The 24,709-nt window shown below is 71.8% G+C and carries 24 protein-coding genes, 1 pseudogene and 1 riboswitch; of the genes and pseudogenes, 10 read left to right on the top strand and 15 right to left on the bottom strand.

Annotation, left to right across the window (positions count from 1 at the left end; all coding sequences use genetic code 11):
* Window positions 1-256: 256 nt before the first annotated feature.
* Window positions 257-1,495 (top strand): cytochrome P450, encoded by a 1,239-nt coding sequence (locus H8R17_RS03430; RefSeq protein WP_187821609.1) that lies wholly within the window; start codon window positions 257-259, stop codon window positions 1,493-1,495.
* 25 nt (window positions 1,496-1,520) lie between these two features.
* On the opposite strand, the pseudogene H8R17_RS03425 reads toward H8R17_RS03430, so the two are convergent.
* From H8R17_RS03425 to H8R17_RS03415, 3 genes and pseudogenes are all read right to left on the bottom strand, one after another.
* A pseudogene (locus H8R17_RS03425) lies at window positions 1,521-1,802 on the bottom strand (SCO2322 family protein); the annotation flags it as partial.
* Window positions 1,799-1,999, bottom strand: a complete 201-nt coding sequence (locus H8R17_RS03420) for a hypothetical protein (RefSeq protein WP_187821728.1) — start codon at window positions 1,997-1,999, stop codon at window positions 1,799-1,801. The gene H8R17_RS03420 and the pseudogene H8R17_RS03425, both read right to left, overlap by 4 nt.
* On the bottom strand, window positions 1,996-3,024 hold the full coding sequence (locus H8R17_RS03415) for an MBL fold metallo-hydrolase (RefSeq protein ID WP_187821608.1): 1,029 nt from the start codon (window positions 3,022-3,024) through the stop codon (window positions 1,996-1,998). Before H8R17_RS03415 ends, H8R17_RS03420 begins: the two co-directional genes overlap by 4 nt.
* Window positions 3,025-3,248: 224 nt before the next feature.
* Here H8R17_RS03415 and H8R17_RS03410 point away from each other — a divergent pair, with 224 nt between their 5' ends.
* A complete protein-coding gene (locus tag H8R17_RS03410) occupies window positions 3,249-4,700 on the top strand; it encodes an aldehyde dehydrogenase (RefSeq protein ID WP_187821607.1) in 1,452 nt (483 codons plus the stop codon).
* Between the two features lie 2 nt (window positions 4,701-4,702).
* Window positions 4,703-4,936 (top strand): ferredoxin, encoded by a 234-nt coding sequence (locus tag H8R17_RS03405; RefSeq protein ID WP_187821606.1) that lies wholly within the window; start codon window positions 4,703-4,705, stop codon window positions 4,934-4,936.
* A gap of 103 nt (window positions 4,937-5,039) precedes the next feature.
* Window positions 5,040-5,226, top strand: a riboswitch (TPP riboswitch).
* A 39-nt stretch (window positions 5,227-5,265) separates the two neighbouring features.
* Here H8R17_RS03405 and H8R17_RS03400 read toward each other — a convergent pair.
* Window positions 5,266-5,976: a TetR family transcriptional regulator gene (locus tag H8R17_RS03400; protein ID WP_187821605.1), complete on the bottom strand. Its 711-nt coding sequence runs from the start codon at window positions 5,974-5,976 to the stop codon at window positions 5,266-5,268.
* A gap of 205 nt (window positions 5,977-6,181) precedes the next feature.
* Here H8R17_RS03400 and H8R17_RS03395 point away from each other — a divergent pair, with 205 nt between their 5' ends.
* The 3 genes from H8R17_RS03395 to H8R17_RS03385 are packed head-to-tail and all read left to right on the top strand — an operon-like array spanning window position 6,182 to window position 9,434.
* A complete protein-coding gene (locus H8R17_RS03395; RefSeq protein WP_187821604.1) occupies window positions 6,182-7,594 on the top strand; it encodes a glycosyltransferase family 4 protein in 1,413 nt (470 codons plus the stop codon).
* Window positions 7,588-8,367, top strand: coding sequence for a class I SAM-dependent methyltransferase (locus H8R17_RS03390; RefSeq protein WP_187821603.1), 780 nt, complete (start codon window positions 7,588-7,590; stop codon window positions 8,365-8,367). The genes H8R17_RS03395 and H8R17_RS03390 overlap by 7 nt, the downstream gene beginning before the upstream one ends.
* Window positions 8,364-9,434: a prenyltransferase gene (locus H8R17_RS03385; RefSeq protein ID WP_187821602.1), complete on the top strand. Its 1,071-nt coding sequence runs from the start codon at window positions 8,364-8,366 to the stop codon at window positions 9,432-9,434. Before H8R17_RS03390 ends, H8R17_RS03385 begins: the two co-directional genes overlap by 4 nt.
* Window positions 9,435-9,544: 110 nt before the next feature.
* Here H8R17_RS03385 and H8R17_RS03380 read toward each other — a convergent pair whose 3' ends face one another.
* The 6 genes from H8R17_RS03380 to H8R17_RS03355 form a co-directional block, all read right to left on the bottom strand.
* Window positions 9,545-9,838, bottom strand: coding sequence for a hypothetical protein (locus H8R17_RS03380; protein WP_187821601.1), 294 nt, complete (start codon window positions 9,836-9,838; stop codon window positions 9,545-9,547).
* Between the two features lie 38 nt (window positions 9,839-9,876).
* Window positions 9,877-10,890: an LLM class F420-dependent oxidoreductase gene (locus H8R17_RS03375; RefSeq protein WP_187821600.1), complete on the bottom strand. Its 1,014-nt coding sequence runs from the start codon at window positions 10,888-10,890 to the stop codon at window positions 9,877-9,879.
* 94 nt (window positions 10,891-10,984) lie between these two features.
* Entirely contained in the window at window positions 10,985-11,800 is an 816-nt protein-coding gene (locus tag H8R17_RS03370; RefSeq protein ID WP_187821599.1) for a DUF5336 domain-containing protein, read from the bottom strand.
* A 156-nt stretch (window positions 11,801-11,956) separates the two neighbouring features.
* Complete coding sequence (locus tag H8R17_RS03365) at window positions 11,957-12,892, bottom strand: N-acetylmuramoyl-L-alanine amidase (protein WP_187821598.1); 936 nt, start codon at window positions 12,890-12,892, stop codon at window positions 11,957-11,959.
* Window positions 12,893-12,981: 89 nt separating this feature from the next.
* Window positions 12,982-13,632 (bottom strand): class I SAM-dependent methyltransferase, encoded by a 651-nt coding sequence (locus H8R17_RS03360; RefSeq protein ID WP_187821597.1) that lies wholly within the window; start codon window positions 13,630-13,632, stop codon window positions 12,982-12,984.
* A 288-nt stretch (window positions 13,633-13,920) separates the two neighbouring features.
* Entirely contained in the window at window positions 13,921-15,663 is a 1,743-nt protein-coding gene (locus H8R17_RS03355) for an MFS transporter (protein WP_187821596.1), read from the bottom strand.
* Between the two features lie 171 nt (window positions 15,664-15,834).
* Here H8R17_RS03355 and H8R17_RS03350 point away from each other — a divergent pair, with 171 nt between their 5' ends.
* Window positions 15,835-17,262, top strand: coding sequence for an MFS transporter (locus tag H8R17_RS03350; RefSeq protein WP_187821595.1), 1,428 nt, complete (start codon window positions 15,835-15,837; stop codon window positions 17,260-17,262).
* 56 nt (window positions 17,263-17,318) lie between these two features.
* Here the strand turns inward: H8R17_RS03350 and H8R17_RS03345 are convergent, their stop codons facing one another.
* From H8R17_RS03345 to H8R17_RS03335, 3 genes are read right to left on the bottom strand one after another with little or no spacing between them, the layout of a single operon-like run.
* Entirely contained in the window at window positions 17,319-17,996 is a 678-nt protein-coding gene (locus tag H8R17_RS03345; RefSeq protein WP_187821594.1) for a hypothetical protein, read from the bottom strand.
* Window positions 17,997-18,044: 48 nt separating this feature from the next.
* Entirely contained in the window at window positions 18,045-18,761 is a 717-nt protein-coding gene (locus H8R17_RS03340; protein WP_187821723.1) for an ABC transporter permease, read from the bottom strand.
* Window positions 18,761-19,642: an ABC transporter ATP-binding protein gene (locus tag H8R17_RS03335; protein WP_316959302.1), complete on the bottom strand. Its 882-nt coding sequence runs from the start codon at window positions 19,640-19,642 to the stop codon at window positions 18,761-18,763. Before H8R17_RS03335 ends, H8R17_RS03340 begins: the two co-directional genes overlap by 1 nt.
* A 482-nt stretch (window positions 19,643-20,124) precedes the next feature.
* Here H8R17_RS03335 and H8R17_RS03330 point away from each other — a divergent pair, with 482 nt between their 5' ends.
* From H8R17_RS03330 to H8R17_RS03320, 3 genes are read left to right on the top strand one after another with little or no spacing between them, the layout of a single operon-like run.
* Window positions 20,125-20,982 (top strand): MaoC/PaaZ C-terminal domain-containing protein, encoded by an 858-nt coding sequence (locus H8R17_RS03330; RefSeq protein WP_187821592.1) that lies wholly within the window; start codon window positions 20,125-20,127, stop codon window positions 20,980-20,982.
* A gap of 29 nt (window positions 20,983-21,011) precedes the next feature.
* Window positions 21,012-22,088 (top strand): Zn-dependent alcohol dehydrogenase, encoded by a 1,077-nt coding sequence (locus H8R17_RS03325; RefSeq protein WP_187821591.1) that lies wholly within the window; start codon window positions 21,012-21,014, stop codon window positions 22,086-22,088.
* An 11-nt stretch (window positions 22,089-22,099) separates the two neighbouring features.
* Window positions 22,100-23,038: a 3-oxoacyl-ACP reductase gene (locus H8R17_RS03320; protein WP_187821590.1), complete on the top strand. Its 939-nt coding sequence runs from the start codon at window positions 22,100-22,102 to the stop codon at window positions 23,036-23,038.
* Window positions 23,039-23,163: 125 nt separating this feature from the next.
* Here the strand turns inward: H8R17_RS03320 and H8R17_RS03315 are convergent, their stop codons facing one another.
* Both H8R17_RS03315 and H8R17_RS03310 read right to left on the bottom strand, forming a co-directional pair.
* Window positions 23,164-23,325 carry a hypothetical protein gene (locus H8R17_RS03315; RefSeq protein WP_187821589.1) on the bottom strand — a complete coding sequence of 54 codons (162 nt, stop codon included), beginning with the start codon at window positions 23,323-23,325 and terminating at the stop codon, window positions 23,164-23,166.
* Window positions 23,326-23,422: 97 nt separating this feature from the next.
* Window positions 23,423-24,619: a hypothetical protein gene (locus H8R17_RS03310; RefSeq protein ID WP_187821588.1), complete on the bottom strand. Its 1,197-nt coding sequence runs from the start codon at window positions 24,617-24,619 to the stop codon at window positions 23,423-23,425.
* Window positions 24,620-24,709: the final 90 nt, after the last annotated feature.

The following is a 24,709-nucleotide window of genomic DNA, read 5'->3' as shown; positions in this document are numbered from 1 at the left end:
CGGATCCTCTCCGGGGACGTCGGGTTCTCTCCGGGGACGTCTGGTTCTCTCCGGCTTCCAGGACTAGTACATGTTCTAGTTACCAGTCAGTCTGCTGATGTGACGCGGGTCACCGCAAGGGTGCTGCACCCGCTGAAGTCGTGATCTGCACGAATCCCGCACGGAATTCGGGGTGTCGTGCCTCTTGCCACCTGTAGAACCCGTTACTACGTTCACGGTGAATTGCTGATGGTTCGTCAGATAGCTGGAGCTGCCCATGCCCTGCCCAGCGCTTCCCGACGGGTTCGACTTCACCGACCCCGATCTGCTGCACCACCGCGTGCCGCTGCCCGAGTACGCAGACCTGCGCCGGGCCGAACCAGTCCGCTGGATCGCGCAGCCGCACGGCCTGGCAGGCTTCGACGACGACGGCTATTGGGCCGTCACCCGGCACACGGACGTCAAGTACGTCTCCACGCACCCCGAGTTGTTCTCCTCGTGCCTCAACACGGCGATCATCCGGTTCAACGAGCACATCGAGCGGGACGCAATCGACGCCCAGCGGCTGATCCTGCTCAACATGGACCCGCCGGAGCACACCCGGGTCCGGCAGATCGTGCAGCGCGTGTTCACCCCGCGCGCCATCCGGGCCCTGGAGGACACCCTGCGCGCCCGCGCCCACGCGATCGTCCGCGGGGCGCTCGCGGAGCGCGGCGGCTCCTTCGACTTCGTCTCCCGGGTCGCCTGCGAACTGCCCCTGCAGGCGATAGCCGAGCTGATCGGCATCCCGCAGGACGACCGGGCCAAGATCTTCGACTGGTCCAACAAGATGATCGCCTACGACGATCCCGAGTACGCCATCACCGAGGAGGTCGGCCAGGAGTCGGCCACCGAGCTGATCGCCTACGCGATGAACATGGCCGCCGACCGCAAGCAGTGCCCGGCGAAGGACATCGTGACGACGCTGGTGTCCGCCGAGGACGAGGGCAACCTCGCCTCGGACGAGTTCGGCTTCTTCGTGCTGATGCTGGCGGTCGCGGGCAACGAGACCACCCGCAACGCCATCACGCACGGCATGCACGCCTTCCTCACCCACCCCGAGCAGTGGCAGCTCTACAAGCGGGAACGCCCCCGGACGGCCGCCGAGGAGATCGTCCGCTGGGCCACGCCGGTCAACTCCTTCCAGCGCACCGCCACCCAGGACACCGAACTCGGCGGGCAGCGCATCAGGAAGGGCGACCGGGTGGGACTCTTCTACGCCTCCGCCAACCACGACCCCGAGGTCTTCGACGACCCGGATGGCTTCGACATCACCCGTGACCCGAATCCGCACCTCGGCTTCGGCGGTGGCGGCCCGCACTACTGCCTGGGCAAGTCCCTGGCCGTGCTGGAGATCGACCTCATCTTCAACGCCGTCGCGGACGCGATGCCGGAGCTGCGGCTGACCGGGGACCCGCGCCGGCTGCGCTCGGCGTGGATCAACGGGGTGAAGGAGCTTCAGGTCAGCGCTGGTTGATGTACGGCTGCGTGGTGTGCCCGTGCCCGTCCTGCGCGGGCGTCCTGGCACAGATGGCGGCGAAGTCGGCGGTGCCGCGCGGCCGGGGCGCGTCGGCCGAGTCCTGGCTCACCGAGAAGCGGAAGACCTGCACGTCGCCGTCGGCGGGCCGGGTGGTCGACGGGCCCTGCGTGGCGTACGCCCACGCGTCCCCGTCGCGCTCCCAGAACGACCAGTACCGGTAACCGGCGGCCTGCGCCTGCCCCGCGCCCGCACCCGCCACGAGCACGAGCCCGGCCAGAAACAGCGTGACCGCACGCCGCATCACGGCTGCTGCCCCTTGTGGCGCCCGCTGAGCAGAAAGCCGATACCGATGCCGACGACGAGGAAGACACCGACGTACCACCAGGTCCCGAAGGGGGAGGAACCGTCGTCCTCCTTCTCGTCCTTGGCGCCGCTCGCCTCGGCGTCCCGGGGCGCGGGCGTTGGTCCACTCGTACATGCCGCGGAGTTAGCCGGGATCACACCGCCGCGTACGTCACCGGATCACTCCCCGGCACAGCCTCCGCCCGTCCCAGTTTGACCAGGCGGCGCAGGTGGGCCTCCGCCTCGGCGACGGCGATGTTGCGGGAGGAGTAGGGGATTTGGGGCCAGGGGCGGTTCCACTCCATGCGTTCGGCGAGCTGCCAGGCGGTGAGGGGCTCGGACAGGAGGGTCAGCAACGCGGCCAGGCGGGTCTCGTGGTGGGCCAGCAGCTCCTGGACGCGGGCGGGGGCGTCCGTGAACGCGTGTTGGTGGGCCGGGAGCACTTCCGCGGGAGACAGGGCCGCGACGCGTTCCAGGGACGCCAGGTAGTCGCCGAGCGGGTCGGCGGCCGTGGTGTCGTCGGGGTCCTCGTAGAGGCCGATGTGGGGGGTGATCTCGGGGAGCAGGTGGTCGCCGGAGAAGAGGCGGCCGTGGCCCGGGCGCCCGGCCGGGTGCTGTTCCTCCAGGTGGAGGCAGACGTGGCCCGGTGTGTGCCCCGGTGTCCAGATCGCCCGCAGGCGGCGGCCCGGCAGGTCGAGCAGGTCGCCGGGGACGATCTCGCGGTCGGGGAGGGCGGGGGAGAAGCCGGGGAGCGTGGCGCCGGGGCGTGGGCTGCGCAGGGGCGCGATGTGGCCCTCGGGGGCGCCTACGGCCGTGAGTTTGGCCGCCATGTACGAGAACCAGCGCTCGGGGCCGGTCGACCGCGTCCGCCGTACGATCGCCGTGTCCGCCGCGTGCATGGCGATCCACGCCCCGGACGCCTCACGCACCCGGCCCGACAGGCCGTGGTGATCGGGATGGTGATGGGTGATCACCACACCGTGGATCTCGTCGGGCGACGTGCCGCAGGCCGTCAGTCCCGCAGCCAGCGTGTGCCAGGACGACGGGTCGTCCCAGCCGGTGTCCACCAGCACCGGACCCCGGTCGGTGTCCACGACGTACACGAGCGTGTGGCCCAGCGGGTTGTCCGGGATGGGGACCTCGATGGACTGCACGCCGCCGCCGTGGTCGTACACCTGCGCCATGGGCTCCCCAATCGCCGCGTGCGGTCACTATAACGGGAAGGACGGCGGAAAGTAGAACGGGTTTCGATGGGTGCCTGAGTCATCCGTTCCCCGTCGACGCCAGGTCGCTGAGCCGTGGTGTGCGGGGCGTGGACTCCTGTGAGGGGAACTGGTATCAGGGTCGTATCCGCATATCTGATGGAGCGTCAGAGACGACGGGCGAGAGTCCGGGGAGGCAGTCGGCCATGACCGATCTCGTGGAACACGGACAGCTGTTCATCGGCGGGGAGTTGACCGACCCCCTCGGCAAGGACGTCATCGAGGTGATCTCCCCGCACACCGAAGAGGTCATCGGCCGCGTCCCGCACGCCTCGCCGGCGGACGTGGACCGGGCCGTCGCCGTCGCGCGCAAGGCGTTCGACGAGGGGCCCTGGCCGCGCACCAGCCTGGAGGAACGGATCGAGGTCGTCAGCCGCATCAAGGACGGCATCGCCGCCCGGCACGAGGAGATCGCGCGCCTCATCTCGTCCGAGAACGGATCGCCGTACTCCTGGAGCGTCCTCGCCCAGGCCCTCGGCGCGATGATGGTGTGGGACGCGGCGATCACGGTGGCGCGGGACTTCACCTACGAGGAGGAGCGCGCCGGCGTCCTCGGCCGGATCCTCGTGCGGCGCGAACCGGTCGGCGTGGTCGCGGCCGTCGTCCCCTGGAACGTCCCGCAGTTCGTCGCCGCCGCCAAGCTCGCCCCCGCGCTGCTGGCCGGCTGCACGGTCGTACTGAAGCCGTCGCCCGAGTCGCCCCTCGACGCCTACCTCCTCGGCGAGATCGCGCGCGAGGCCGGGCTGCCGGAGGGTGTGCTGTCGATCCTGCCCGCAGACCGGGAGGTCAGCGAGTACCTCGTCGGGCACCCCGGCATCGACAAGGTCGCCTTCACCGGCTCGGTCGCGGCCGGCAAGCGCGTCATGGAGGTCGCCGCGCGGGGCCTCACGCGCGTCACCCTGGAGCTGGGCGGCAAGTCGGCGGCCGTCGTCCTGCCGGACGCGGACATCGCGACGGCGGTCGCCGGGATCGCGCCGGCGGCCTGGATGAACAACGGGCAGGCGTGCGTGGCCCAGACGCGCATCCTGCTGCCGCGGTCCCGGTACGACGAGTTCGCCGAGGCCTTCGCGCAGGCGGCCGGCGCGCTGGTCGTCGGCGACCCGCTCGACCCGGCCACACAGGTGGGCCCGCTCGTCGCCCGCCGGCAGCAGCAGCGCAACCTCGACTACATCCGGCTCGGCCAGGAGGAGGGTGCCAAGATACTCACCGGCGGCGGGCGTCCGGCGGGGCTGGACAAGGGGTGGTACGTCGAGCCCACGCTCTTCGGCGACGTCGACAACGCCATGCGGATCGCCCGCGAGGAGATCTTCGGCCCGGTGATCTGCCTGCTCCCGTACGGCGACGAGACCGAGGCCGTGAAGATCGCCAACGACTCCGACTACGGGCTGTCCGGCAGCGTGTGGACCGCCGACGTCGAGCACGGCATCGAGATCGCCCGGCAGGTCCGCACCGGCACGTACTCGGTCAACACCTTCAGCCTCGACATGCTCGGCCCCTTCGGCGGCTACAAGAACTCGGGGCTGGGGCGGGAGTTCGGGCCCGAGGGGTACGGCGCGTACCTGGAGCACAAGATGATCCATCTGCCGGCGGAGGCCTAGGGATGGGTGATCGCTGGCAGGTGGACGTCGACCGCTCCCTCTGCATCGGCTCCGCCCAGTGCGTCCACCATGCCCCCGACGGCTTCCGCCTCGACTCCGGCCGCCAGTCCCACCCGGTCGAACCGGAGACGGACGCCAACGAGAAGGTCCTGGCCGCGGCCGAGAGCTGCCCCGTGGAGGCCATCGTGATCACCCTGCTGGGCAGCGGGGAGCCGGTGTTCCCGCCCGAGGAGTAGCCCGGGGAGGAGCTTGAGGGGCACCGAGGAGAAATTAGGGCAAAAAATCACGGAACAAGGTCTTCCGTGCATGGCAGGACGGACTACTATGAAATTAGACCTACGAGATGAGTGAGGGAGTTCGACCGGAGTGGCCGACTCTGGCCGGAAGTTTCGGCTTCCGCTGGTGCCGACTACGACGGACGGGCTGAGAGGCCGGAAGGTCACACACTGAGAGGTGTATGACTGGAAGGCGACCCCCATAACCTGATCCGGACAATGCCGGCGAAGGGAACCCGTCTCGTAGGTCGTTCGCGTGTCCGCGGACCCGTCGGGTGTCCGCGGACTTTTCATGCGTCCGCAGGGGCCGTCAGATCGATCAGCCGGCACACCATCTCGATGTCGATCTTGACCTGGGCGATGGACGCGCGGCCCGAGAGCCAGGTGATCAGCGCCGAGTGCCAGGTGTGCCCGATGACGCGCACCGCGGACAGCTGGTCGGGCGTGGGGTCGTCCAGGCCCATCGCGTCCAGGATGATCGCCGTGGTCTGCCGGGACACCTGGTCGACCTCGGGCGAGACGCTGCGGTCCGCGAAGGTCAGCGCGCGGACCATCGCATCGGCCAGATGGGGCTCGCGCTGCAGCGCGCGAAAGGCCCGCATCAGGGTCTCCGCGACCCGCTCCGCCGCCGTCTCGCCGGCCGGCGGCTTCTTCCGCAGCGTGCCGTGCATATGCTCCAGTTGGTCCTGCATGGTGGCGACCAGCAGATGGATCTTGGACGGGAAGTAGCGGTACAGCGTGCCCAGTGCCACCTGCGAGGTCTCCGCGACCTCCCGCATCTGCACCGCGTCGAAACCGCCCCGGCTGGCCAGCTGCGCGCTCGCGTGCAGGATCCGGCGGCGGCGCGCCTCCTGTCGCTCGGTGAGCGGCGCGGAGGGCGGCCCTCCGGCGCGCACGGAGCCGGTCGCGGCCGCGGGGCGCGCGCCGCCGGCCTCCGTCTTGGCCGGCCTGGCCGCCTTGGCCGCTTTGGCTGCCTTGTCCAGCTTCGCTTCCGCAGGCATGGTTCCGTCCGTGACAGTCGGTGAGGGTGAGTGATCAGACAGCATGGCATGGCGTCCGCCGTGGCGTGAATCACCTGATCCACTGCTCACAGCACCCCTACCTGCCGGTAGATTCAGAGCCTCTGAACGATCAAGTCTGAAACTTGTTCTAGATTAGCGTCCCGGCGTAATCTCGCGGGACAGTGCAGGGAGAAGGGGGCCCAGAGTGACCGCTGAGGCCAGGGAGGCCGGGGCCCTGGAGGACCCCGCCGCCGACGGCTTGCGACCGCTCCGCATCGCACTCCTCACCTATAAGGGAAACCCGTTCTGCGGGGGACAAGGCGTCTATGTACGGCACCTGTCGCGCGAGTTGGCCCGCCTCGGCCACCGCGTCGAGGTCATCGGCGCCCAGCCGTACCCCGTCCTCGACGAGGGGTGCGAGGGCCTCGCTCTGACCGAGTTGCCCAGCCTCGACCTCTACCGTCAGCCGGACCCCTTCCGCACCCCGAAGCGCGACGAGTACCGCGACTGGATCGACGCGCTGGAGGTCGCCACGATGTGGACCGGCGGCTTCCCCGAGCCGCTCACCTTCTCGCTGCGTGCCCGCCGTCATCTGCGCGCCCGGCGTGGCGACTTCGACGTCGTCCACGACAACCAGACGCTGGGCTACGGGCTGTTGGGGGAGATCGGCTCCCCCCTTGTGACGACCATCCACCACCCCATCACCGTCGACCGGCAGTTGGAGCTGGACGCGGCGGAGGGCCGCCGGCGGCGGTACTCGGTGCGCCGCTGGTACGCCTTCACCCGCATGCAGAAGCGGGTCGCGCGCCGCCTGCCGTCCGTGCTCACCGTCTCCGGCACGTCGCGCCAGGAGATCGTCGACCACCTCGGCGTACGGCCCGAGCGCATCCACGTCGTCCATATCGGCGCCGACACCGACCTGTTCGCGCCGGATCCCTCGGTGCCGCAGGTGCCGGGGCGGATCGTGACCACGTCCAGTGCGGACGTGCCGCTCAAGGGCCTGGTCTTCCTCGTCGAGGCGCTGGCCAAGGTGCGCACCGAGCAACCCGACGCGCACCTCGTCGTCGTCGGCAAGCGGCCCGCACAGGGCCCGGTCGCCCGGGCGATGGAGCGGTACGGCCTCGAAGGCGCCGTCGAGTTCGTCAAGGGCGTCTCGGACGCCGAACTGGTCGACCTGGTGCGCTCGGCCGAGGTCGCCTGCGTGCCGTCCCTGTACGAGGGCTTCTCCCTGCCGGCCGCCGAGGCCATGGCCACGGAGACGCCGCTGCTGGCCACGACCGGCGGCGCGATACCGGAGGTCGCCGGGCGGGACGGGGAGACGTGCCTGGCGGTGCCGCCCGGCGACGCGGGGGCGCTGGCCGCCGGGCTGAGCCGGCTGCTGGGGGACGGGGAACTGCGGGTACGGCTGGGCCGTGCGGGGCGTGAACGGGTGCTGGAGCGCTTCACGTGGGCTCGCGCCGCCGAGGGCACGGTGGCCCGGTACCGCGAGGCCATCACCCGCTCCACGGGCGGGAGTTCCGGCCGCACCGGGACTGTTCCCGGCCGCTCCGCGGCCTCGCAAAGTGAGGCATCCACAGCTGTTGCAGGCGTCTATCCCGAAAGCAGGGCCACGTGCTGACCGTCGACTTCTCCCGGTTCCCGCTCGCCCCGGGGGACCGTGTCCTGGACCTCGGCTGCGGGGCCGGGCGGCACGCGTTCGAGTGTTACCGGCGCGGCGCCCAGGTCGTGGCGCTGGACCAGAACGCCGAGGAGATCCGCGAGGTCGCCAAGTGGTTCGCGGCGATGGAAGAGGCCGGGGAGGCACCCGAGGGAGCCACCGCCACGGCGATGGAGGGCGACGCCCTGGCGCTGCCCTTCCCGGACGAGTCGTTCGACGTCGTGATCATCTCCGAGGTGATGGAGCACATACCGGACGACAAGGGCGTACTCGCCGAGATGGTCCGGGTGCTCAGGCCCGGCGGGCGCATAGCGATCACCGTGCCGCGCTACGGCCCCGAGAAGGTCTGCTGGGCCCTGTCCGACGCCTACCACGAGGTCGAGGGCGGCCACATCCGCATCTACCGGGCGGACGAACTGCTGACCAGGATCCGCGAGGCGGGCCTCAAGCCGTACGGCACGCATCACGCGCACGCGCTGCACTCGCCGTACTGGTGGCTGAAGTGCGCGTTCGGCGTCGACAACGACAAGGCGCTGCCGGTGCGGGCGTACCACAAGCTGCTGGTCTGGGACATCATGCAGAAGCCGCTCGCGACGAGGATCGCCGAACAGGCCCTCAACCCGCTGATCGGCAAGAGCTTCGTGGCGTACGCGACCAAGCCCCACCTGCCGCGTCTTCCCGGGACCGAAGCCGGGCCCGAAGCCGGGACCGAAGCGCAGGCGGTCGCCAAGTGACCACCCCCCGGACAGAACACCTCGTCCTGCCCGGGGTCCTCACCGCCGGGCAGGCCGCCGCGACCGTCGCCGGAATCCTCGCCGTGCAGCGGGAGGACGGGGCGATCCCGTGGTTCCGGGGCCACCACCTCGACCCGTGGGACCACGTCGAGGCGGCCATGGCGCTGGACACGGCCGGTGAGCACGAGGCCGCCGAGCGGGCCTACCTGTGGCTGGCCCGGCACCAGAACGAGGACGGCTCCTGGTACGCCGCGTACGCCGACGGAGACGCGCACGACGTCACCGACCGGGGCCGGGAGACCAACTTCGTCGCCTACATCGCCGTCGGCGTGTGGCACCACTACCTCGCCACCGGCGACGACACGTTCCTGGAGCGGATGTGGCCGGTGGTGTTCGCGGCGGTGGAGTTCGTGCTGCGGCTCCAGCAGCCTGGCGGGCAGATCGGCTGGCGGCGGGACGAGGACGGCACGTACGCCGCGGACGCGCTGCTGACCGGCTGCTCCTCGATCCACCACGCGTTGCGCTGCGCGCTGGCCATCGCCGAGCAGCGGGAGGAGCCGCAGCCGGACTGGGAGCTGGCGGCGGGTGCGCTGCGGCACGCGATACGCCGGCATCCGGAGCGGTTCCTGGACAAGGCCCATTACTCGATGGACTGGTACTACCCCGTGCTGGGCGGCGCGTTGGCGGACGGCGAGGCCAAGTCCCGTATCGAGGAGGGCTGGCATCGTTTCGTCGTGCCCGGTCTCGGAGTGCGGTGCGTGGTGCCCAACCCGTGGGTCACGGGCGGGGAGTCGGCCGAACTCGCGCTGGCGCTGTGGGCGGTGGGGGAGTCCGACCGGGCGCTGGAGATCCTGCAGTCGATCCAGCACCTTCGGGAGGCCAAGACCGGGTTGTACTGGACCGGTTACGTCTTCGAGGACGAGGCGATATGGCCGCGGGAACTCACCACGTGGACGGCGGGGTCCTTGCTGCTGGCCGTTGCCGCGCTGGGGGGCCATGAGGCCACTTGTGCGGTGTTCGGGGGTGACCGCCTGCCGATGGGGCTGGACCCTGATTGCTGCGCCTGAGAGCTCGGGTGGATTCTGCCCGGGCGGCGGGTGCGGGTCGTGCGTGGTTGATCGCGCCCACGCGGCGGTAGCCGCACATCGATGACAGCCCCGCGCCCCTTTGGGGCGCTTCAGTGGCGGTGGACTCGATTGGCGATGGCGTGGCCCACGACCAGATACACCACCGCTGCCAGGCCGTACCCGGCCACGACCCTCGCCCATGCGTCGTCGAACGTGAACAGGTCGTGGGACCAACCCGCCAGCCAGCGGGCCGCGTCGTGGATGAACTGCACGAGGTCGTTCGCGCGGTTCGCGTCCAGCAGGTACATCAGGATCCACAGGCCCAGGATGAGAGCCATGACGTCGGCGACGATCGCGATGACCCTGCCGGCCTGATGCGCACCATTGCGATATCGGGGGGACATGCCCTCCGAGTTGCCCCGTGCCGCGCGGCCAAACCCGGCTATGCGGCGAGTTCCGCCAGCACCCGCAACGTCGTCACATCCGGTGCCAGGGCCAGCAGATCCGTCACCGGCCCCGTGCGCCACACCGCCAGCCGTTCGGCGATGCGTTCCCGCGGACCGACCAGGGAGATCTCATCGGCGAAGGCGTCCGGGACGGCGAGTACGGCCTCTTCCCGGCGGCCGTCCAGGAACAGCCGCTGAATCCGACGCGCCTCCTCCTCGTAACCCATGCGCGCCATGAGGTCGGCGTGGAAGTTGCGGGCCGCGTGGCCCATGCCGCCGATGTAGAAGCCGAGCATGGCTTTGACGGGGAGGAGGCCTTCCGTCACGTCATCGCAGACCCGCACCTGGGCCATGGGAGCCACCACGAACCCCTCCGGGAGGTCGGCTACCGCCTCCCCGTACACCTCCTGCGGCCGCGTCGGCGACCAGTACAGCGGCAGCCAGCCGTCGGCGATCCGGACCGTCTGCGCGACGTTCTTCGGCCCCTCGGCACCGAGCAGGACCGGAAGGTCGGGGCGCAGGGGATGGGTGATGGGCTTGAGCGGTCTGCCGAGGCCGGTGCCGTCCGGGCCCTGGTAGGGATGGGAGTGGAAGCGCCCGGACAGCTCCACCGGCGCCTCCCGCCGCAGCACCTGCCGTACGACGTCCACGTACTCGCGAGTCGCGGTCAGCGGCGACTTCGGGAACGGGCGGCCGTACCACCCCTCGACGACCTGCGGGCCGGACAGCCCGAGCCCGAGCAGCATCCGCCCGCCGGAGAGGTGGTCGAGGGTGAGCGCGTGCATCGCGGTCGTCGTCGGGGAGCGGGCCGCCATCTGGGCAACGGCCGTACCCAGCCTGATCCGTGAGGTGTGTGCCGCGATCCAGGTGAGCGGCGTGAACACGTCCGAGCCCCACGACTCGGCCGTCCACACCGAGTCGTAGCCGAGCCGCTCGGCCTCCTGTGCGAGCGCCACATGGCCGGACGAGGGACCGCGGCCCCAGTAGCCGAGCGCGAGACCGAGCCGCATCCCTGCCTCCTGACGGTGCGTCAGTCAACGGGCTGCGACTGTACGACAGCGGCCCCTCGCCCGGAAGGGCAAGGGGCCGCCGAAGGAGACGAGATCAGCCGCGCTGGATACCCGAGGTGTCCCGGAGCACACCGCGCCGGCCGTCCTGCGTCTGCGCGACGACGGCCGGACCGCGCTGCTCGACCGCCAGGTACCAGGTGCCCGGTGCCAGTTCGGCGATCGGCGTCGGCGTGCCGTCCTCCGGGAACAGCGGGCGCGGCACCGGCACGGCGAACCAGAACGGCGAGAAGTCCGCGGCCGGAGCCGGCGGCTGCCCCTGCTGCGACGGCTGACCGGGCTGGCCGGGCTGCCCGCCGAAGGGCTGCTGCTGCCCCGGCTGCGGCTGACCGCCGAACGGGGTCGGCTGCGCGCCCGGGTAGCCGTAACCACCGGGGGGCTGGACGCCGTAGGGCTGCGGGGCGGCGGGCTTGGGGGCGGGGAGGAGGGAGCCCTTGAGGGCTGGGACCAGCGGGGTGGCGATGGCGCCGGCGGCCAGGAGCAGGGCGGCGATCAGACCGAGGATGAGGCCGGAGCCCACTTCGATGTCGACTCCTCTCGGGTCGAACGCCCCCGTCGGGTCGATGATCGTCCAGAACGCGGTCCATGCGGCGAAGACCGACAGTGCGACGCCGATCTGGCCGAGGTCGAGCCCGACGACCTTGCGGGGCTGCGGCAGGGCGCGGGTGACTACGATCAGGACCGCGCCGATGATGCCGCCGACGTACATGCTCATCAGCAGGCCGAGGTTGTCCCAGGCGTTGGGGATGTTGCTGTCGTCGCCGCCGTAGGTGCCGAGGAACGACGCGATGAACAGCAACACCGCTGCTCCGATCACCACGCCGTCGCCTCGTGTGAGGGAGCGGATATTCACTTCAGGTCCTTCTGGGTCGTCTCGTCGTCGGTAGAGGCGTCGCTGTCACCATGTCGCCGTCAGGCCCCGGTGTGAAGCGCGGGGGTGGCCCCTCATCGTAGGGACGACCTTATCGTCCGTCCGACGAGGGGTCTGCCGGGATGTGCCCGCTGATCGCTACCCGTGCAGGAAACTCACGATTCCCTCAGAGATTCCTTGCGCCGCCTTCTGCCGCCACGCGCCGCTGGTCAGTTGTGCCGCGTCCTTGCTATCGCGCATGTTGCCGCACTCGATGAACACCTTGGGAACCGTTGACAGATTGAGACCGCCCAGGTCCTCACGTGTGACGAGACCGGTGCCGCCGCCGACGTAGTTGGACGGCGCGCTGCCGGTGACGCGTGCGAAGCTGCCCGCGATGTGCTCGCCCAGGGAGCGGGAGGGGGCGACGATCGGGCGGGTGTCGGCGGAGCCGGAGTGCACGGCGGCCGGTGTGATCACGTGGAAGCCGCGGTTGCCCGCCCCGGAGCCGTCGGCGTGGACCGAGACCACGGCATCGGCGTGGGCCTTGTTGCCGATCTGCGCGCGCTCGTCGATGCAGGGCCCGTACGGCCGGTCGCCGTCCTGCGTCAGCTTCACCGTCGCGCCCTGCTGCTCCAGCAGGGCGCGCAGGCGGTGGGCGACGTCGAGGGTGAACGCGGCCTCGGTGTACCCGTCGTTGGTGGACGTGCCCGTGGTGTCGCATTCCTTTTTGTTCGTCCCGATATCCACCTTGCGGTTGATCTCCGCGGTGTGCTGGAAGTTGTTCGGGTTGTGACCGGGGTCGATGACGACGACCTTGCCCTTGAGGGAGCCCGAGGGGTCCGTGGGGGCGGCGCCCGGCTTCTTGCCGTCGTTCCTGGAGGAGGCAGGTGGAGGCGTGCTCGCTCCGGACGTCGCGGACGACCTTACGGCGGCGTTCCCCGACCTGCCTCCGCCTCCCGTGCTGGCGACCGCCTCGTACACCAGCCAGCCGAGCAGCGCGCCCGGCACCAGTGCGGCGAGCGCGACGGTCAGGGGGCCACGGCGGACGCGGCGGGGGCGGGGAGGTTCGAAATCCGGGCCTGCGTACGACACGACCGCCACCCTAGCGGCAGCCCCGCGGAGTCACAGCGCCGAGCGGGTCCGATGGGTGGCGGTGCCGGGAGTGCGGGCCCGGACCGGCGTCAGATTCCCGGGCCCGTGCGCCGCAGGACGCGCAGGGAGCCGGTCGCCGAGACCTCCGTGAAGGCGCCGGAGGCCAGGGCCCTCAGGTGGACGCGGTAGGGGGCCTGGCCGGTGAACTCGTCCTCCGGGTCCGGGAAGACGTCGTGGATGACCAGCAGGCCGCCCTCGGCGACGTGCGGGGCCCAGCCCTCGTAGTCGGCGGTGGCGTGTTCGTCGGTGTGGCCGCCGTCGACGAAGACGAGCGCGAGGGGGGTGCCCCAGAGCGCCGCGATCTGCGGGGAGCGGCCGACCAGGGCGACCACGTGCTCCTCCAGCTCCGCCCGGTGCAGCGTGCGGCGGAACAGCGGCAGGGTGTCCATCAGGCCGAGCTCGGGGTCCACCGTGTCCGGGTCGTGGTAGTCCCAGCCCGGCTGCTGCTCCTCGCTGCCGCGGTGATGGTCGACGGTGAGCGCGGTGACCCCGGTCTGGCGGGCGGCGTCGGCGAGCAGGATGGTGGAGCGCCCGCAGTACGTGCCGACCTCGAGCAGCGGCAGCCCGAGCCGCCCGGCCTCGACGGCCGCCGCGTACAGGGCCAGGCCCTCGTCCACGGGCATGAACCCCTTGGCGGCCTCGAACGCGGCCAGGATCTCGGGCTTGGGGGCCGCGGGCATGGGGTCCCTTCGGTCGTACGGACGTCTGCGCGCCCATGCTGCCCTACCCCCTGCCGGACGGGCGACAGCGGGTAGGGCGGCGGGGTGTGCCGGCGGTTCAGCCGGAGGAGATGTCGAGCTTGTTCACCTTGATGGCCGAGGTGTCGTGCTCCCAGACGACGAAGAACTTGCCGGGCGCGTACTCGTCGGCCATCGCGTACGCGTCCCAGCCGGCGCCGTCCCCGCCGGTGGCCGCGGGGCCGTCGGCGATGGGGGTGCGCCCGAGAAGGGTCCGCTGCCGGGAGGGAATCAGTGGGCGGAGACGGCCTCCACCGGCAGCGCGAGATCCAGGTCGACCGCCCGGTCGTCGCCCGCGTGGGTCGCGGACGAAGCGTGCGGGCCGTGGCCGGTGGCCCTGGCGGCCAGGACGTACGCGCCCTGGGCGGGGACGGCGAGCGTGTAGCTGCCGTCCTCGGCGGAGAGCGTCGCACCGGCCTGCCGGCCCCGGCGGTCGATCAGCGTCACCTTGGCGCGGGCGACCGGGGTTCCGCCGGCGTCCAGGACGCGGCCGCGGAAGCCCCGCAGGACCTCCTCGGCGCACTCCAGGCTGACGTCCTCCTCGCTGCTCGCGCGCAGCTGCGGCCTGGCCGCCGGGCGCTGGTTCGGCAGGAACAGGGCCAGCAGCAGGCCGACGGCGACCGCGGCGGTCGCGATCACGAAGGAGACGCGGAAGCCGTGCATGGTCGGGATCTCCACGCCGCCGACGGTGTTCGCCGTGGCGGCCAGCACCATGCCGATGACGGCGCTCGACACGGACGTACCGATGGAGCGCATCAGCGTGTTGAGGCCGTTGGCCGCGCCCGTCTCGGAGGCCGGGACCGCGCCGACGATCAGCGCGGGCAGCGAGGAGTACGCCAGGCCGATGCCCGCGCCGAGGAGCACGCAGATGACGAGGCCCTGCCAGGGGGCGCTCATCAGGCCGAGGCCGGCGCCGTAGCCGATCGCGATGATCAGCAGGCCGAGGATCAGGGTGACCTTGGGTCCGTAATTCGCCGAGAGCCGGGCGTAGACGGGCGCCGTGAACATCATCGTCAGGCCGAGCGGGGCCACCAGCAGGCCCGCGACGACCATCGACTGGCCGAGGCCGTACCCGGTGGACTTCGGCAGCTGGAGCAGCTGGGGCAGGACGAGGGAGACGACGTAGAAGGAGACGCCGACCATGATCGAGGCGAGGTTGGTGAAGAGCACCGCCGGGCGGGCCGTGGTGCGCAGGTCCACCAGCGGGGCCTGCACGCGCAGCTCCAGCACGCCCCACAGGACCAGGGCGACCGCCGCCGCGGCGAACATACCCAGCGTGGTGCCCGAGGTCCAGCCCCAGTCGCTGCCCTTGGTGATCGGCAGCAGGAACAGGACGAGACCGGCGGACAGGCCGAGGGCGCCCGGCAGGTCGAAGCTGCCCTCCGCGCGCACGCGGGACTCCGGTACGACGAGGAGGGTCAGGGCGATGGCGAGGGCGCCGAGGCCGGCGGCGCCGTAGAAGAGGGCGTGCCAGTTCGTGTGCTGGGCGACCAGGGCCGCGGCGGGCAGCGCGAGGCCGCCGCCGACGCCGATCGAGGAGCTCATCATGGCCATCGCTGAACCGAGCCGCTCGCGCGGGAGCATGTCGCGCATCAGGCCGATGCCGAGGGGTATCGCGCCCATCGCGAAGCCCTGGAGGGTACGGCCGACGATCATCGGGAGCAGCGCGCTGGTGACCGCGCTGACCAGCGCGCCGGCCACCATCACGGCCAGGCTGGTGATCAGCATCCGCCGCTTGCCGTAGAGGTCGCCGAGGCGGCCCATGATCGGCGTGGCCACGGCTCCCGACAGCAGGGTCGAGGTCAGCACCCAGGTGGCGTTGCTGGGCGAGGTGGCCAGCAGCTGGGGCAGGTCCTTGATGACCGGGACGAGCAGGGTCTGCATCACCGCGACGACGATGCCCGCGAAGGCGAGCACCGGGACGACGGCTCCGCCGGCTCTCGGGGTGTGCTGATCGGTCGGCGTTGGTGTCATGCGCAGCACCAACCCGGTATGCCGGGGCAACTATTCCGATGCTTTGGCTCGCTAACGGATTTTTGACCTTCTCTTGGAGAACACGGCCGGTCAGGGACCGGGTGTAGGTCCTGCGGCCGAGGCCGGACCGCGGCGAAATCCCGATGCCAGGAGCCCCGGCCGGTTGAGAGCATGACACCCATGCTCGAAGCCGCTGACGTCACCCGCGCCGCCCGCCCCCGCACACCGCCCACCTGGCTGGTGGTGTCCCTCACCTGTGCCGGGCAGTTCCTCGTCGTCCTCGACGTATCCGTCGTCAACGTGGCCCTGCCGTCCGTGCGGACCGGCCTCGGGCTGAGCGAGCAGGGTCTGCAGTGGGTGGTGAACGCGTACACCATCGCCTTCGCCGGGTTCATGCTGCTCGGCGGGCGGGCCGGCGACCTGTTCGGGCGCAGGCGGATGTTCCTGGTCGGGCTCGGGCTGTTCACGCTGGCCTCGCTGGGCGGCGGGCTGGCCCAGACCGACTGGCAGCTGCTGGTGGCGCGGGCCGTGCAGGGCCTTGGCGCGGCGGTGCTGGCGCCCTCGACGCTGACCATCCTCACCTCGGCGGTGCCGGAGGGCGCGGCGCGTGCCCGGGCCATCGCCACGTGGACCGCGGTGGGCGCGGGCGGCGGCGCGGCGGGCGGGCTCGTCGGCGGGGTGCTGGTGGACACGCTGTCCTGGCGCTGGGTGCTGCTCATCAACGTGCCCATCGGGGCCGTCGTGCTGCTGGGCGCCGGGCTGCTCCTGGTCGAGAGCCGGGCCGGGGAGGGGCGGCGGCTCGACCTGCCGGGCGCGCTGTTGGTGACGGCCGGTCTCGCCACGCTGGCGTACGGCATCTCGCAGACCGAGGTCGCGGGCTGGACGGCGGCGGCCACCCTCGTGCCGCTGCTCGCGGGGCTGGCGCTGATCGGGCTGTTCCTCGGCGTGGAGGCGCGGTCGGCGACCCCGTTGATGCCGCTCGGGCTGCTGCGGGTGCGGTCGGTGGCGTCGGCGAACGTGGCGATGTCCGTGTGCGGTTCCGCGATGTTCGCCATGTGGTTCTTCATGACCCTGTACGCGCAGAACGTGCTGGGCTACACGCCGTTGGAGGCCGGGCTGGCGCTGATGCCGAGCTCGCTGGCCGTCGTCATCGGCTCCAAGGCCGCCCCCCGGCTCATGCGGACCGCCGGACCGCGCGTCGTCGCCGTGCTCGGGACGCTGGTCGCGGCGGTCGGCTTCGGCTGGCAGTCGACGATGAGCGCGGACGGCACGTACGTCGTGGCGATCATGTTCCCCGGCATCCTGATGATGCTCGGCGCGGGCATGTCCGCGACCCCGCTTGCCGCGCTGGCCACGTCGGGCGCCGCACCCGACCAGGCAGGGCTCGTCTCCGGCCTGGTCAACACCTCCCGCACGATGGGCGGTTCCCTGGGCCTGGCGGTCCTGTCGACGCTCGCGGCGGCCCGGTCCGCGGGCAGCGGCGCACCGGCCGCCCTGACGGACGGGTACGCGCTGGCGTTCCGGGTGGGGACGGCCGTGCTGCTCGGCGCGGCGGTGCTGATGCTGGTGTGGCTGCCGCGAGAAACGTTGGCGCGGTAGGCAACGGTCCGGGCGGTCCATGGACTCGTCATGTGCGGCTTCCTCGCGGACACCGATCACGTCGGCGCACTGAACATCCTCGGGTGGCCGGCCCAGCCCCCTGCGTCGCCGCCTGGCCGGCGATCCAGGAAGCCCGCGCATTCACGCGTGGGCGGAGTCACACCGGCACTCGTCGGCACACGTGACGAAGTAGCCGCCGGAAGGAGCGCCGCGGTCACCATCGTCGACAGCAGCGTGGCGTACACGATGTTGATCGCGTTCGTCCCCTCGCGGACGCCGGAGACGACGCCCGCGACCGTGGCCAGCGCAAGTCCGGTCCGGCCGAGCAGCGGACCCCGCATGACCGCTCCCGTGGCCAGCCCCAGCAGGGGGAAGAACAGCAGCCAGTCGCCGCCGTACCCGAGGGCCAGACCGCAGGTGACCAGGGCCAGCCACACCCGGGTGGAGGTCGCTTCGCGCTGGTCCTTGCGGAAGGCGCGGAACACGACGTTGATGTACAGGGAGTTGAAGGTGATCAGGCCCAGCCCGCCGATCCACGGATTGGGGGTCTCGCCCTGGAAGAGGTTGGAGCAGGCGCCCGTCCCCAGCAGCAGCCAGGGCAGAAGGGTGAACCCGGTGGGCGGCGGACCGGCCTCGTCGAGGACCTCGCCCGCCTTGCGGGCGGCCTCCTGCCGGTCCGCGTACCGCGCCGAGTCGGCCAGCCACTGCGTCCGCGCCAACTTCCGTGCGTCCATTCGGCACGAGACCCTCCGCCACCAGGACATGTCCCCCGCCTCCCTGGGTCAGACGGTCCGCGCGGACCGCCGGTACGCCAGTCCAGCGTACGAGCCGAACACCAGCAGCCAAACCGTCAGCACCGCCACCGTACCGGCCGCGGGGGCGTGCCCGCCGGCGACCGAGGTGCCCAGTTCGGCGAAGCGGTACGTCGGGGTGTACGCCGACACCTCGCGCAGCCAGCCGGGGAACAGCGCGACCGGGAACCACAGGCCGCCGAGCACGGCGAGACCCAGGTTGCACATCATGTTCGCGACGCCCGTGGTCTGCGCGGTCAGCCGGTAGCCGTTGCCCAGACCGAGCAGCGTGAAGGGGACCGAGCCCAGCCAGAGCAGCAGCGCGATCGCCGCCCACTGCCATATGTGCAGCCGTACGCCGTTGACCAGGCCGCCCGCCGCGAGTACGGCGACGATCGCGGGCAGCACCGTCACCGCACCGGTCAGCGCCCGCCCGGTGACGACCTGGCGTGGGGTCATCGGGGTCACCCGCAGCTGCCGCAGCCAGCCGATGTCCCGGTCCTCGGCGACCCCGCCGCCGGTGTTCAGGGCCGAGCCGACCGCGCCGTACGCGGCCATGCCGACCATCCGGGCGGTGCGCCAGCTGCCGTCCGCCGTGCCGATGTTGGTGAACAGCAGGTACATCAGCACCGGCATCGCGACGCCGCCGATGACGAAGCCCCGGTCGCGCAGGGTCCGCAGCACTTCGAGCCTGAGGTAGTCGAGCATCACGCGGCCTCCTCGACCCGTGCGGTGAGGGACAGGAACGCGTCGTCCAGGGACACCGGCGTGACCTCCAGGCCGCGGATCGCGCCCAGCTGGGCCAGGGCGACGACCGTCGCGTCGGAGTCGCCGCTGCGCAGCCGTGCCCGGCCCGCCCGCACCTCCACCGACCGCACACCGGGCAGCAGGGCCAAATCCTGCGGGTCGCGTCCGGCCAGGTCGACGCAGACCAGGGTGCCGCCCGCCGCCCGCTTCAGCTGCTCCCCGCTGCCGTCGGCGATGATCCGGCCGCGGTCCACGACGAGGATGCGGTCGGCGTACACGTCCGCCTCCTGGAGGTGGTGCGTGGAGAACAGGACGGTGTGGCCGCGGCCCGCGTATCCGCGCATCGCCGCCCAGAAGGCGTGGCGCGCCTCCACGTCGAGGGCGGCGGTGGGCTCGTCCAGGACCAGGAGGGAGGGTTCGCCGACGAGCGCGACGGCGAACCGTACGCGCTGGGTCTGGCCACCGGAGAGCCGGTCCACGCGGCGGTCGGCCAGCTCGGCGATCCCGGCCAGCTCCAGGGCTCGGCCGACGGGCAGCGGGGCCGGGTAGCGGCCGGCCACGAAGGACACCAGCTCGCGCACGGTGACCCGGGGCACCGCCCGCGCCTCCTGGAGCATCGCGCCCACCCGGCCCGCGCGCACGGCCCGCTCCGGCGGCCCGCCGAACAGCTCCACCACCCCCGCGTCCGGCTCGTCCAGGCCGAGCAGCAGCGAGATCGCCGTCGACTTCCCGGCACCGTTGCGCCCGAGCAGCGCCACGGTCTCGCCGCGCTCGATCACCAGGTCGACGCCGTCCACGGCACGCACGGCACCGAAGGCCTTGACCGCGCCCCGGAAGGACACGGCCGGGTCCGTCTCGGTCACGGCTGTATCCGTCTTCGTCACGGCCGACTCCGTGTTCGTCATGGCCACGATGCTACGGAGTCCACCCCGGCGCCCGGCAGAGAAGCTTGTCCGGACTTCGGCAGGACAAATGTCACGGCCGACCAACCGGCAACGGCACGGCCCGCCAACCGGCCCGCCAATCGACAATGTCACGGGTCCACCGACCGACACGGTCACCGCCCACCGACCGACACGGTCACGGACCCTCGGCCGATAAGGCCGTGGACCCTCGAGCGACAACGCCAAGGACCCTCGACCGGACAATGGCACGCCCCAACCGACCTGACACGGCGTCAGGAGCCTTCACAACTGCGGAGCGCTGGGCTATACAGAGGGCGCCGGACTGGAACGCGTTCCAGTCGCGGCCCACGGCGACCTCGGTGCGGCCGACGGTGCGGACGGCCGTGCCGAGGTTCTTCCCGACGGCGATCAGGAGCCCCATGCCCATCGACGCAGCCAAGGCGCTCGCCGCCGAACCCCGGACCGGCGAGATCTCCTGGACCCCCAAGGACATCCAGCTCTACCACCTCGGCATCGGCGCGGGGCGCCCCGCAACCGACCCCGGCGAGCTGCGCTACACCCTTGAGTCCCGGCTGCACGTCCTGCCGAGCTTCGCCACCGTCGCGGGCGCGGGGTCCCCCGGCGTGATCAGTGGACTGTCCCTGCCCGGCGTCGATGTCGACCTCGCCCGCGTCCTGCACGGCGGCCAAGCCCTGACCCTGCACCGCCCCCTCCCGGCCGCCGGCACCGCGACCGCCACCGGCCGCATCGCCGCCGTGTACGACAAGGGCAAGGCGGCCGTCCTGGTCATGCGCGCCGAGGTCGCCGACGCCGACGGCCCGCTGTGGACCAACGACGCGCAGATCTACGTACGCGGGGAAGGGGGGTGGGGCGGCGACCGGGGCCCGTCCACCCGCCTCGACCCGCCCGCCGGCGAGCCCGGCAAGGTCGTCGAACGGCCGGTCCGCGAGGACCAGGCCCTGCTCTACCGCCTCTCCGGCGACCTCAACCCCCTGCACGCCGACCCCGACTTCGCCAAGCGCGCCGGGTTCGAGCGGCCCATCCTGCACGGACTGTGCACCTACGGCATGACGCTCAAGGCGGTCGTCGACACGCTGCTCGACGGGGACGTGACCCGGGTCCGCTCGTACACCACGCGGTTCGCCGGGGTCGTGCACCCGGGCGAGACGCTGCGCGTGCGGATGTGGCCGGGCAGCGGGGAGATCCGGATCGCCGTGAGCGCCGCCGAGCGGCACGACGCGTCCGTCCTCGCCGACACCATCGTTGAACACTCCTGAGCCAGCCCGCCGTTGAGGGGAGCCGCATCATGCGCGCAGCCGTACTGCACGAGATAGGGCAGGGCAAGGTCGAGGTCCTCGACGACGTCGAGGCGGTGGGCTTCGGCCCCGGCAAGGTGCGGATCCGGGTGCGCGCCACCGGGCTGTGCCACTCGGACCTGTCCGCGATGGGCGGGGTGCTGCCGCAGCCGGCGCCGTTCGTGCCCGGGCACGAGGGCGCGGGTGAGGTCGTCGAGGTCGGCGAGGGCGTGAGCAACCTGACGGCGGGCGACCGGGTCGTCGTGTGCTGGCTGCCCGCCTGCGACGCCTGCCCGGCCTGCAGGCGCGGCCAGCCCCAGCTGTGCCTGGCCGGGTTCATGAACGCGGGCACCCCCAACTTCAAGCTCCCGGGCGGTGACGTCTTCGGCATGGCCGGCACCGGCACCTTCACCGAGGAGGTCGTCGTCGACGCCGGATGCGCCGTGCCGATCCCCGAGGACGTGCCCTTCGACATCGCCGCCCTCATCGGCTGCGGGGTGACGACCGGACTGGGCGCGGCGCTCAACACGGCAGATGTGGCCGCCGGTTCGTCGGTCGCCGTCATCGGCTGCGGAGGCGTGGGCATCTCCGCCATCCAGGGCGCCCGGGTCAAGGGAGCCGCCGAGATCGTCGCCGTGGACCCGGTCGTCTCGCGCCGCGAGTCGGCGCTGAAGTTCGGCGCCACCAGGGCCGTCGCGCCGGAGGAACTGGCCGACGCCAAGCAGGAGATCACCGGCGGCGAGGGCTTCGACTACGTCTTCGAGGTCGTCGGCAAGTCGGCCACCGCTCGCACCGCGTACGAGACGACCCGGCGCGGCGGCACCCTCGTCATCGTCGGCGCGGGCGCCATGGACGACTTCCTCCAGCTCAACATGTTCGAGCTGTTCTTCGACGAGAAGCGGATCCTGCCGTCCATGTACGGCGGCGGAGACGTCCTGCGCTCCTACGAGCGGACCATCGCCCTGTGGCGCGCGGGCCGCGTCGACCTGGCCGGCCTGATCACCCACCGGGTGCCGCTGGCCGAGATCAACGAGGCGCTGGACCAGATGCGCACCGGGACGTCCCTGCGTACCTGTATCGAGATCTGAGGACCAGGAAAATGCCGCTACTTGAGGGACTGTCGGCCATTGTCACCGGCGCCGGACGGGGTCTCGGCCGCGCCGAGGCGCTGGAACTCGCCCGGCTCGGCGCCGCCGTCGTCGTCAACGACTACGGGCAGCCGGGCCGGGACGGCTCGGGCGAGGCGTCCGCCGGGCCCGCCGAGGAGGTCGCCGCCGAGATCCGGGCGTCCGGCGGGCGGGCGCTGGCCCACACCGGGGATGTGGCCGACTTCCAACAGGCCCGGGAACTCGTCGAGTCGGCCGTCGGCGAGTTCGGCAAGCTGGACATCCTGGTGAACAACGCGGGCATCCTGCGCGACCGCATGGTCTTCTCCATGGCCGAGGAGGAGTGGGACGCGGTGATCCGCGTCCACCTCAAGGGGCACTTCAACACCCTCCGCTTCGCGGCCGCGCACTGGCGTGAGCGGTCCAAGCGGGCGGGCGGTCCGGTGTACGGGCGGGTGGTGAACACCTCCTCCGAGGCCTTCCTCGTGGGGTCCGCCGGACAGCCCAACTATGCCGCCGCCAAGGGCGGAATCGTCGGCCTGACCACCTCCACGGCCCTCGCCCTGGCCAAGTACGGCGTGACCGCCAACGCCATCTGCCCGCGTGCCCGCACCCGGATGACCCAGGACGTCTTCGCGGCCGTCGATCAGCCGCCCGAGGGCCTCGACCCGCTCGCCCCCGAACACGTCGCCCCGCTCGTCGGCTACCTCGCCTCACCCGCCGCCGCCCGCATCACCGGCCAACTCCTCGTCGTTCACGGCGGCATGGTGGCGGTCGTCGAACGCCCTCGGATCGCCGCCCAGTTCGACAGCAAGCAGGACACCTTCACGTACGACGAGCTGGACGCCCACCTCACGCCGTACTACGCGGAGCGCCCAGAGGGTGAGACGTTCGCGGCGACGGAGGTACTGGGGCTGCGGCGCGGGCGGTGACGTACGAGAACCGACCGCGGGAACGGGAGTTGTCACGTGTGGTTTGCCATCCTGCTGACATGCGACGGCCCCGCCCGTCACACCGACGGGCGGGGCCGGATGCCGCTCGCTGACCTGACGTACCGTCAGGCAGCCGTCTCGGCCTGCTCCTCGGCAGGCTTGCGGTGACGGCCGCGCGGGGCCGTCTCGCTGTCCTGCGTGGAGACCGGACCACGGTGTCGGCCGTGCCCGGCAGTGGCCTCCTGGACGTCGGCCGGACGCGGCTGGTTCGTGCTGGCGTCGCTCATCGGAAGGAATTCACCCCGTCAACATGATCTTTCTTACAGCCGGGCGAGTTTAACCGGCGTCCCACGGGTGATTTCCACCCGCACACGCCAACCGCCACTACTTCGTTACAAGTCGTCCCAGCGGCGCCTGTTGCAACGGCACGGGACGCTGCGCTACCGGTTGCCCGGACTCCGGTTCGTGCTGCTCGCCGGACGCTGCCGCCTCCTCGGGCTCTTCCCGGACCGGCGGCTCCACCTCCGTGTCCACCCCCTTCGCCACCTCCGTCTCCGCTTCCGGCACCGCCAGCCGCGCCACCCCGCACGGCACATCCCGCGTGGCGTACGGCAGATGCAGCACCCCGTCCCTCGTCCACCGCCCCGCACCCGCCAACCATCCCGTCGGCGCCGGGAGATGCCGCACCTGCCGCTGCTCCGGCCGCCACACCCCGACCCAGCTGCCGAGCGGGCCGTCGATGCGCAGGGCCACCGCGCAGCTCTCCGGCGTCAGCATCTGCCCCGGCTGGATCGCGAACGGCGTGACCGTGCAGTCCTCGGCCCGCAGGCTCTCCGGGAACCGCACCGGCAGCGTGCTGCCCAGCACCCCCCAGCCCAGCCGCTCCCGCCCCGGCGACGGCGCGTCCGAGCCGATCAGCAGTAGCCCGCTGTCCGGGTCGGCGAGCAGCAGCCGGTCGTCGCTGCCGTCAGCGATCTGCAGCAGCGGCGAGACCTCGCCGCCGCGCTCCAGGTCCACCACGACCGCCTTGGTCCGGCCGCCGACCTCCCGGTCCAGCGCCAGCATCCGGCCCGTGCCGTCCAGCCACACCCCGCCCGAGCAGCGGCCGGGCACCTCGGCGAGCTGCTCGGGGCCGAAGGCCCCGCCCGCCACCAGCCACACGGCCGTCGAACTCCGGCCCACGGCGACGGCGTACGCCCTGTCGCCGCCCGGCGCCGGGGGCAGCAGCCGCAGCAGGGAGCCCTCGTCCGGGCACTCCACCGCGCCGAGCGGCAGCTCGCCGGTGCCGGGGCCGGTCGGGTAGAGCAGACAGAACGCGTGCCGCCCGGCCACCAGCCGGTGGATCAGGACCCGCCCGTCGCTCATCGGCTGCACCTCGGTGCCGGGTTCCTCGGGCTGGTTGCCGGGCAGCGGCACCGCGTACGGCTCGGGGCCGTCCAGCGTCCAGCGCTCCGGGAACCAGGAGTCGCCGCTGCGGGCGAGGCGCGCGGCATAGCCGCCGTCCGCGGTGATCACACACCCTGCCGACGGGGAGGACCCGTCCTCGTCCGCTGCCGGGGGTTCGGTCGCACAGGCAGTCATCGTTCGGTCACCTCCGGCGACGAAGCTAGTTTTCGCACGCACAGACGTGAGACCGGCGAGTCCATGTTTCACACATAAGGGTGGCCGCGG

Origin of the sequence: Streptomyces sp. TRM68367 (assembly GCF_014495685.1) — a bacterium.
GTDB lineage: Bacteria > Actinomycetota > Actinomycetes > Streptomycetales > Streptomycetaceae > Streptomyces.
Note: the sequence above shows the minus strand (reverse complement) of the source record. Positions and strands in the feature narration are given on the sequence as shown.

What these genes read in the sequence shown, in the direction of transcription:
- H8R17_RS03355 (WP_187821596.1), bottom strand. Translation starts at nt 15,663, where the DNA reads ATGACACCAACGCCGACCGATCAGCACACCCCGAGAGCCGGCGGAGCC.
- H8R17_RS03310 (WP_187821588.1), bottom strand. Translation starts at nt 24,619, where the DNA reads ATGACTGCCTGTGCGACCGAACCCCCGGCAGCGGACGAGGACGGGTCC.
- H8R17_RS03360 (WP_187821597.1), bottom strand. Translation starts at nt 13,632, where the DNA reads ATGCCCGCGGCCCCCAAGCCCGAGATCCTGGCCGCGTTCGAGGCCGCC.
- H8R17_RS03405 (WP_187821606.1), top strand. Translation starts at nt 4,703, where the DNA reads ATGGGTGATCGCTGGCAGGTGGACGTCGACCGCTCCCTCTGCATCGGC.
- H8R17_RS03400 (WP_187821605.1), bottom strand. Translation starts at nt 5,976, where the DNA reads ATGCCTGCGGAAGCGAAGCTGGACAAGGCAGCCAAAGCGGCCAAGGCG.
- H8R17_RS03380 (WP_187821601.1), bottom strand. Translation starts at nt 9,838, where the DNA reads ATGTCCCCCCGATATCGCAATGGTGCGCATCAGGCCGGCAGGGTCATC.
- H8R17_RS03340 (WP_187821723.1), bottom strand. Translation starts at nt 18,761, where the DNA reads ATGCTCGACTACCTCAGGCTCGAAGTGCTGCGGACCCTGCGCGACCGG.
- H8R17_RS03350 (WP_187821595.1), top strand. Translation starts at nt 15,835, where the DNA reads ATGACACCCATGCTCGAAGCCGCTGACGTCACCCGCGCCGCCCGCCCC.
- H8R17_RS03430 (WP_187821609.1), top strand. Translation starts at nt 257, where the DNA reads ATGCCCTGCCCAGCGCTTCCCGACGGGTTCGACTTCACCGACCCCGAT.
- H8R17_RS03410 (WP_187821607.1), top strand. Translation starts at nt 3,249, where the DNA reads ATGACCGATCTCGTGGAACACGGACAGCTGTTCATCGGCGGGGAGTTG.
- H8R17_RS03325 (WP_187821591.1), top strand. Translation starts at nt 21,012, where the DNA reads ATGCGCGCAGCCGTACTGCACGAGATAGGGCAGGGCAAGGTCGAGGTC.
- H8R17_RS03330 (WP_187821592.1), top strand. Translation starts at nt 20,125, where the DNA reads ATGCCCATCGACGCAGCCAAGGCGCTCGCCGCCGAACCCCGGACCGGC.
- H8R17_RS03315 (WP_187821589.1), bottom strand. Translation starts at nt 23,325, where the DNA reads ATGAGCGACGCCAGCACGAACCAGCCGCGTCCGGCCGACGTCCAGGAG.
- H8R17_RS03415 (WP_187821608.1), bottom strand. Translation starts at nt 3,024, where the DNA reads ATGGCGCAGGTGTACGACCACGGCGGCGGCGTGCAGTCCATCGAGGTC.
- H8R17_RS03375 (WP_187821600.1), bottom strand. Translation starts at nt 10,890, where the DNA reads ATGCGGCTCGGTCTCGCGCTCGGCTACTGGGGCCGCGGTCCCTCGTCC.
- H8R17_RS03320 (WP_187821590.1), top strand. Translation starts at nt 22,100, where the DNA reads ATGCCGCTACTTGAGGGACTGTCGGCCATTGTCACCGGCGCCGGACGG.
- H8R17_RS03345 (WP_187821594.1), bottom strand. Translation starts at nt 17,996, where the DNA reads ATGGACGCACGGAAGTTGGCGCGGACGCAGTGGCTGGCCGACTCGGCG.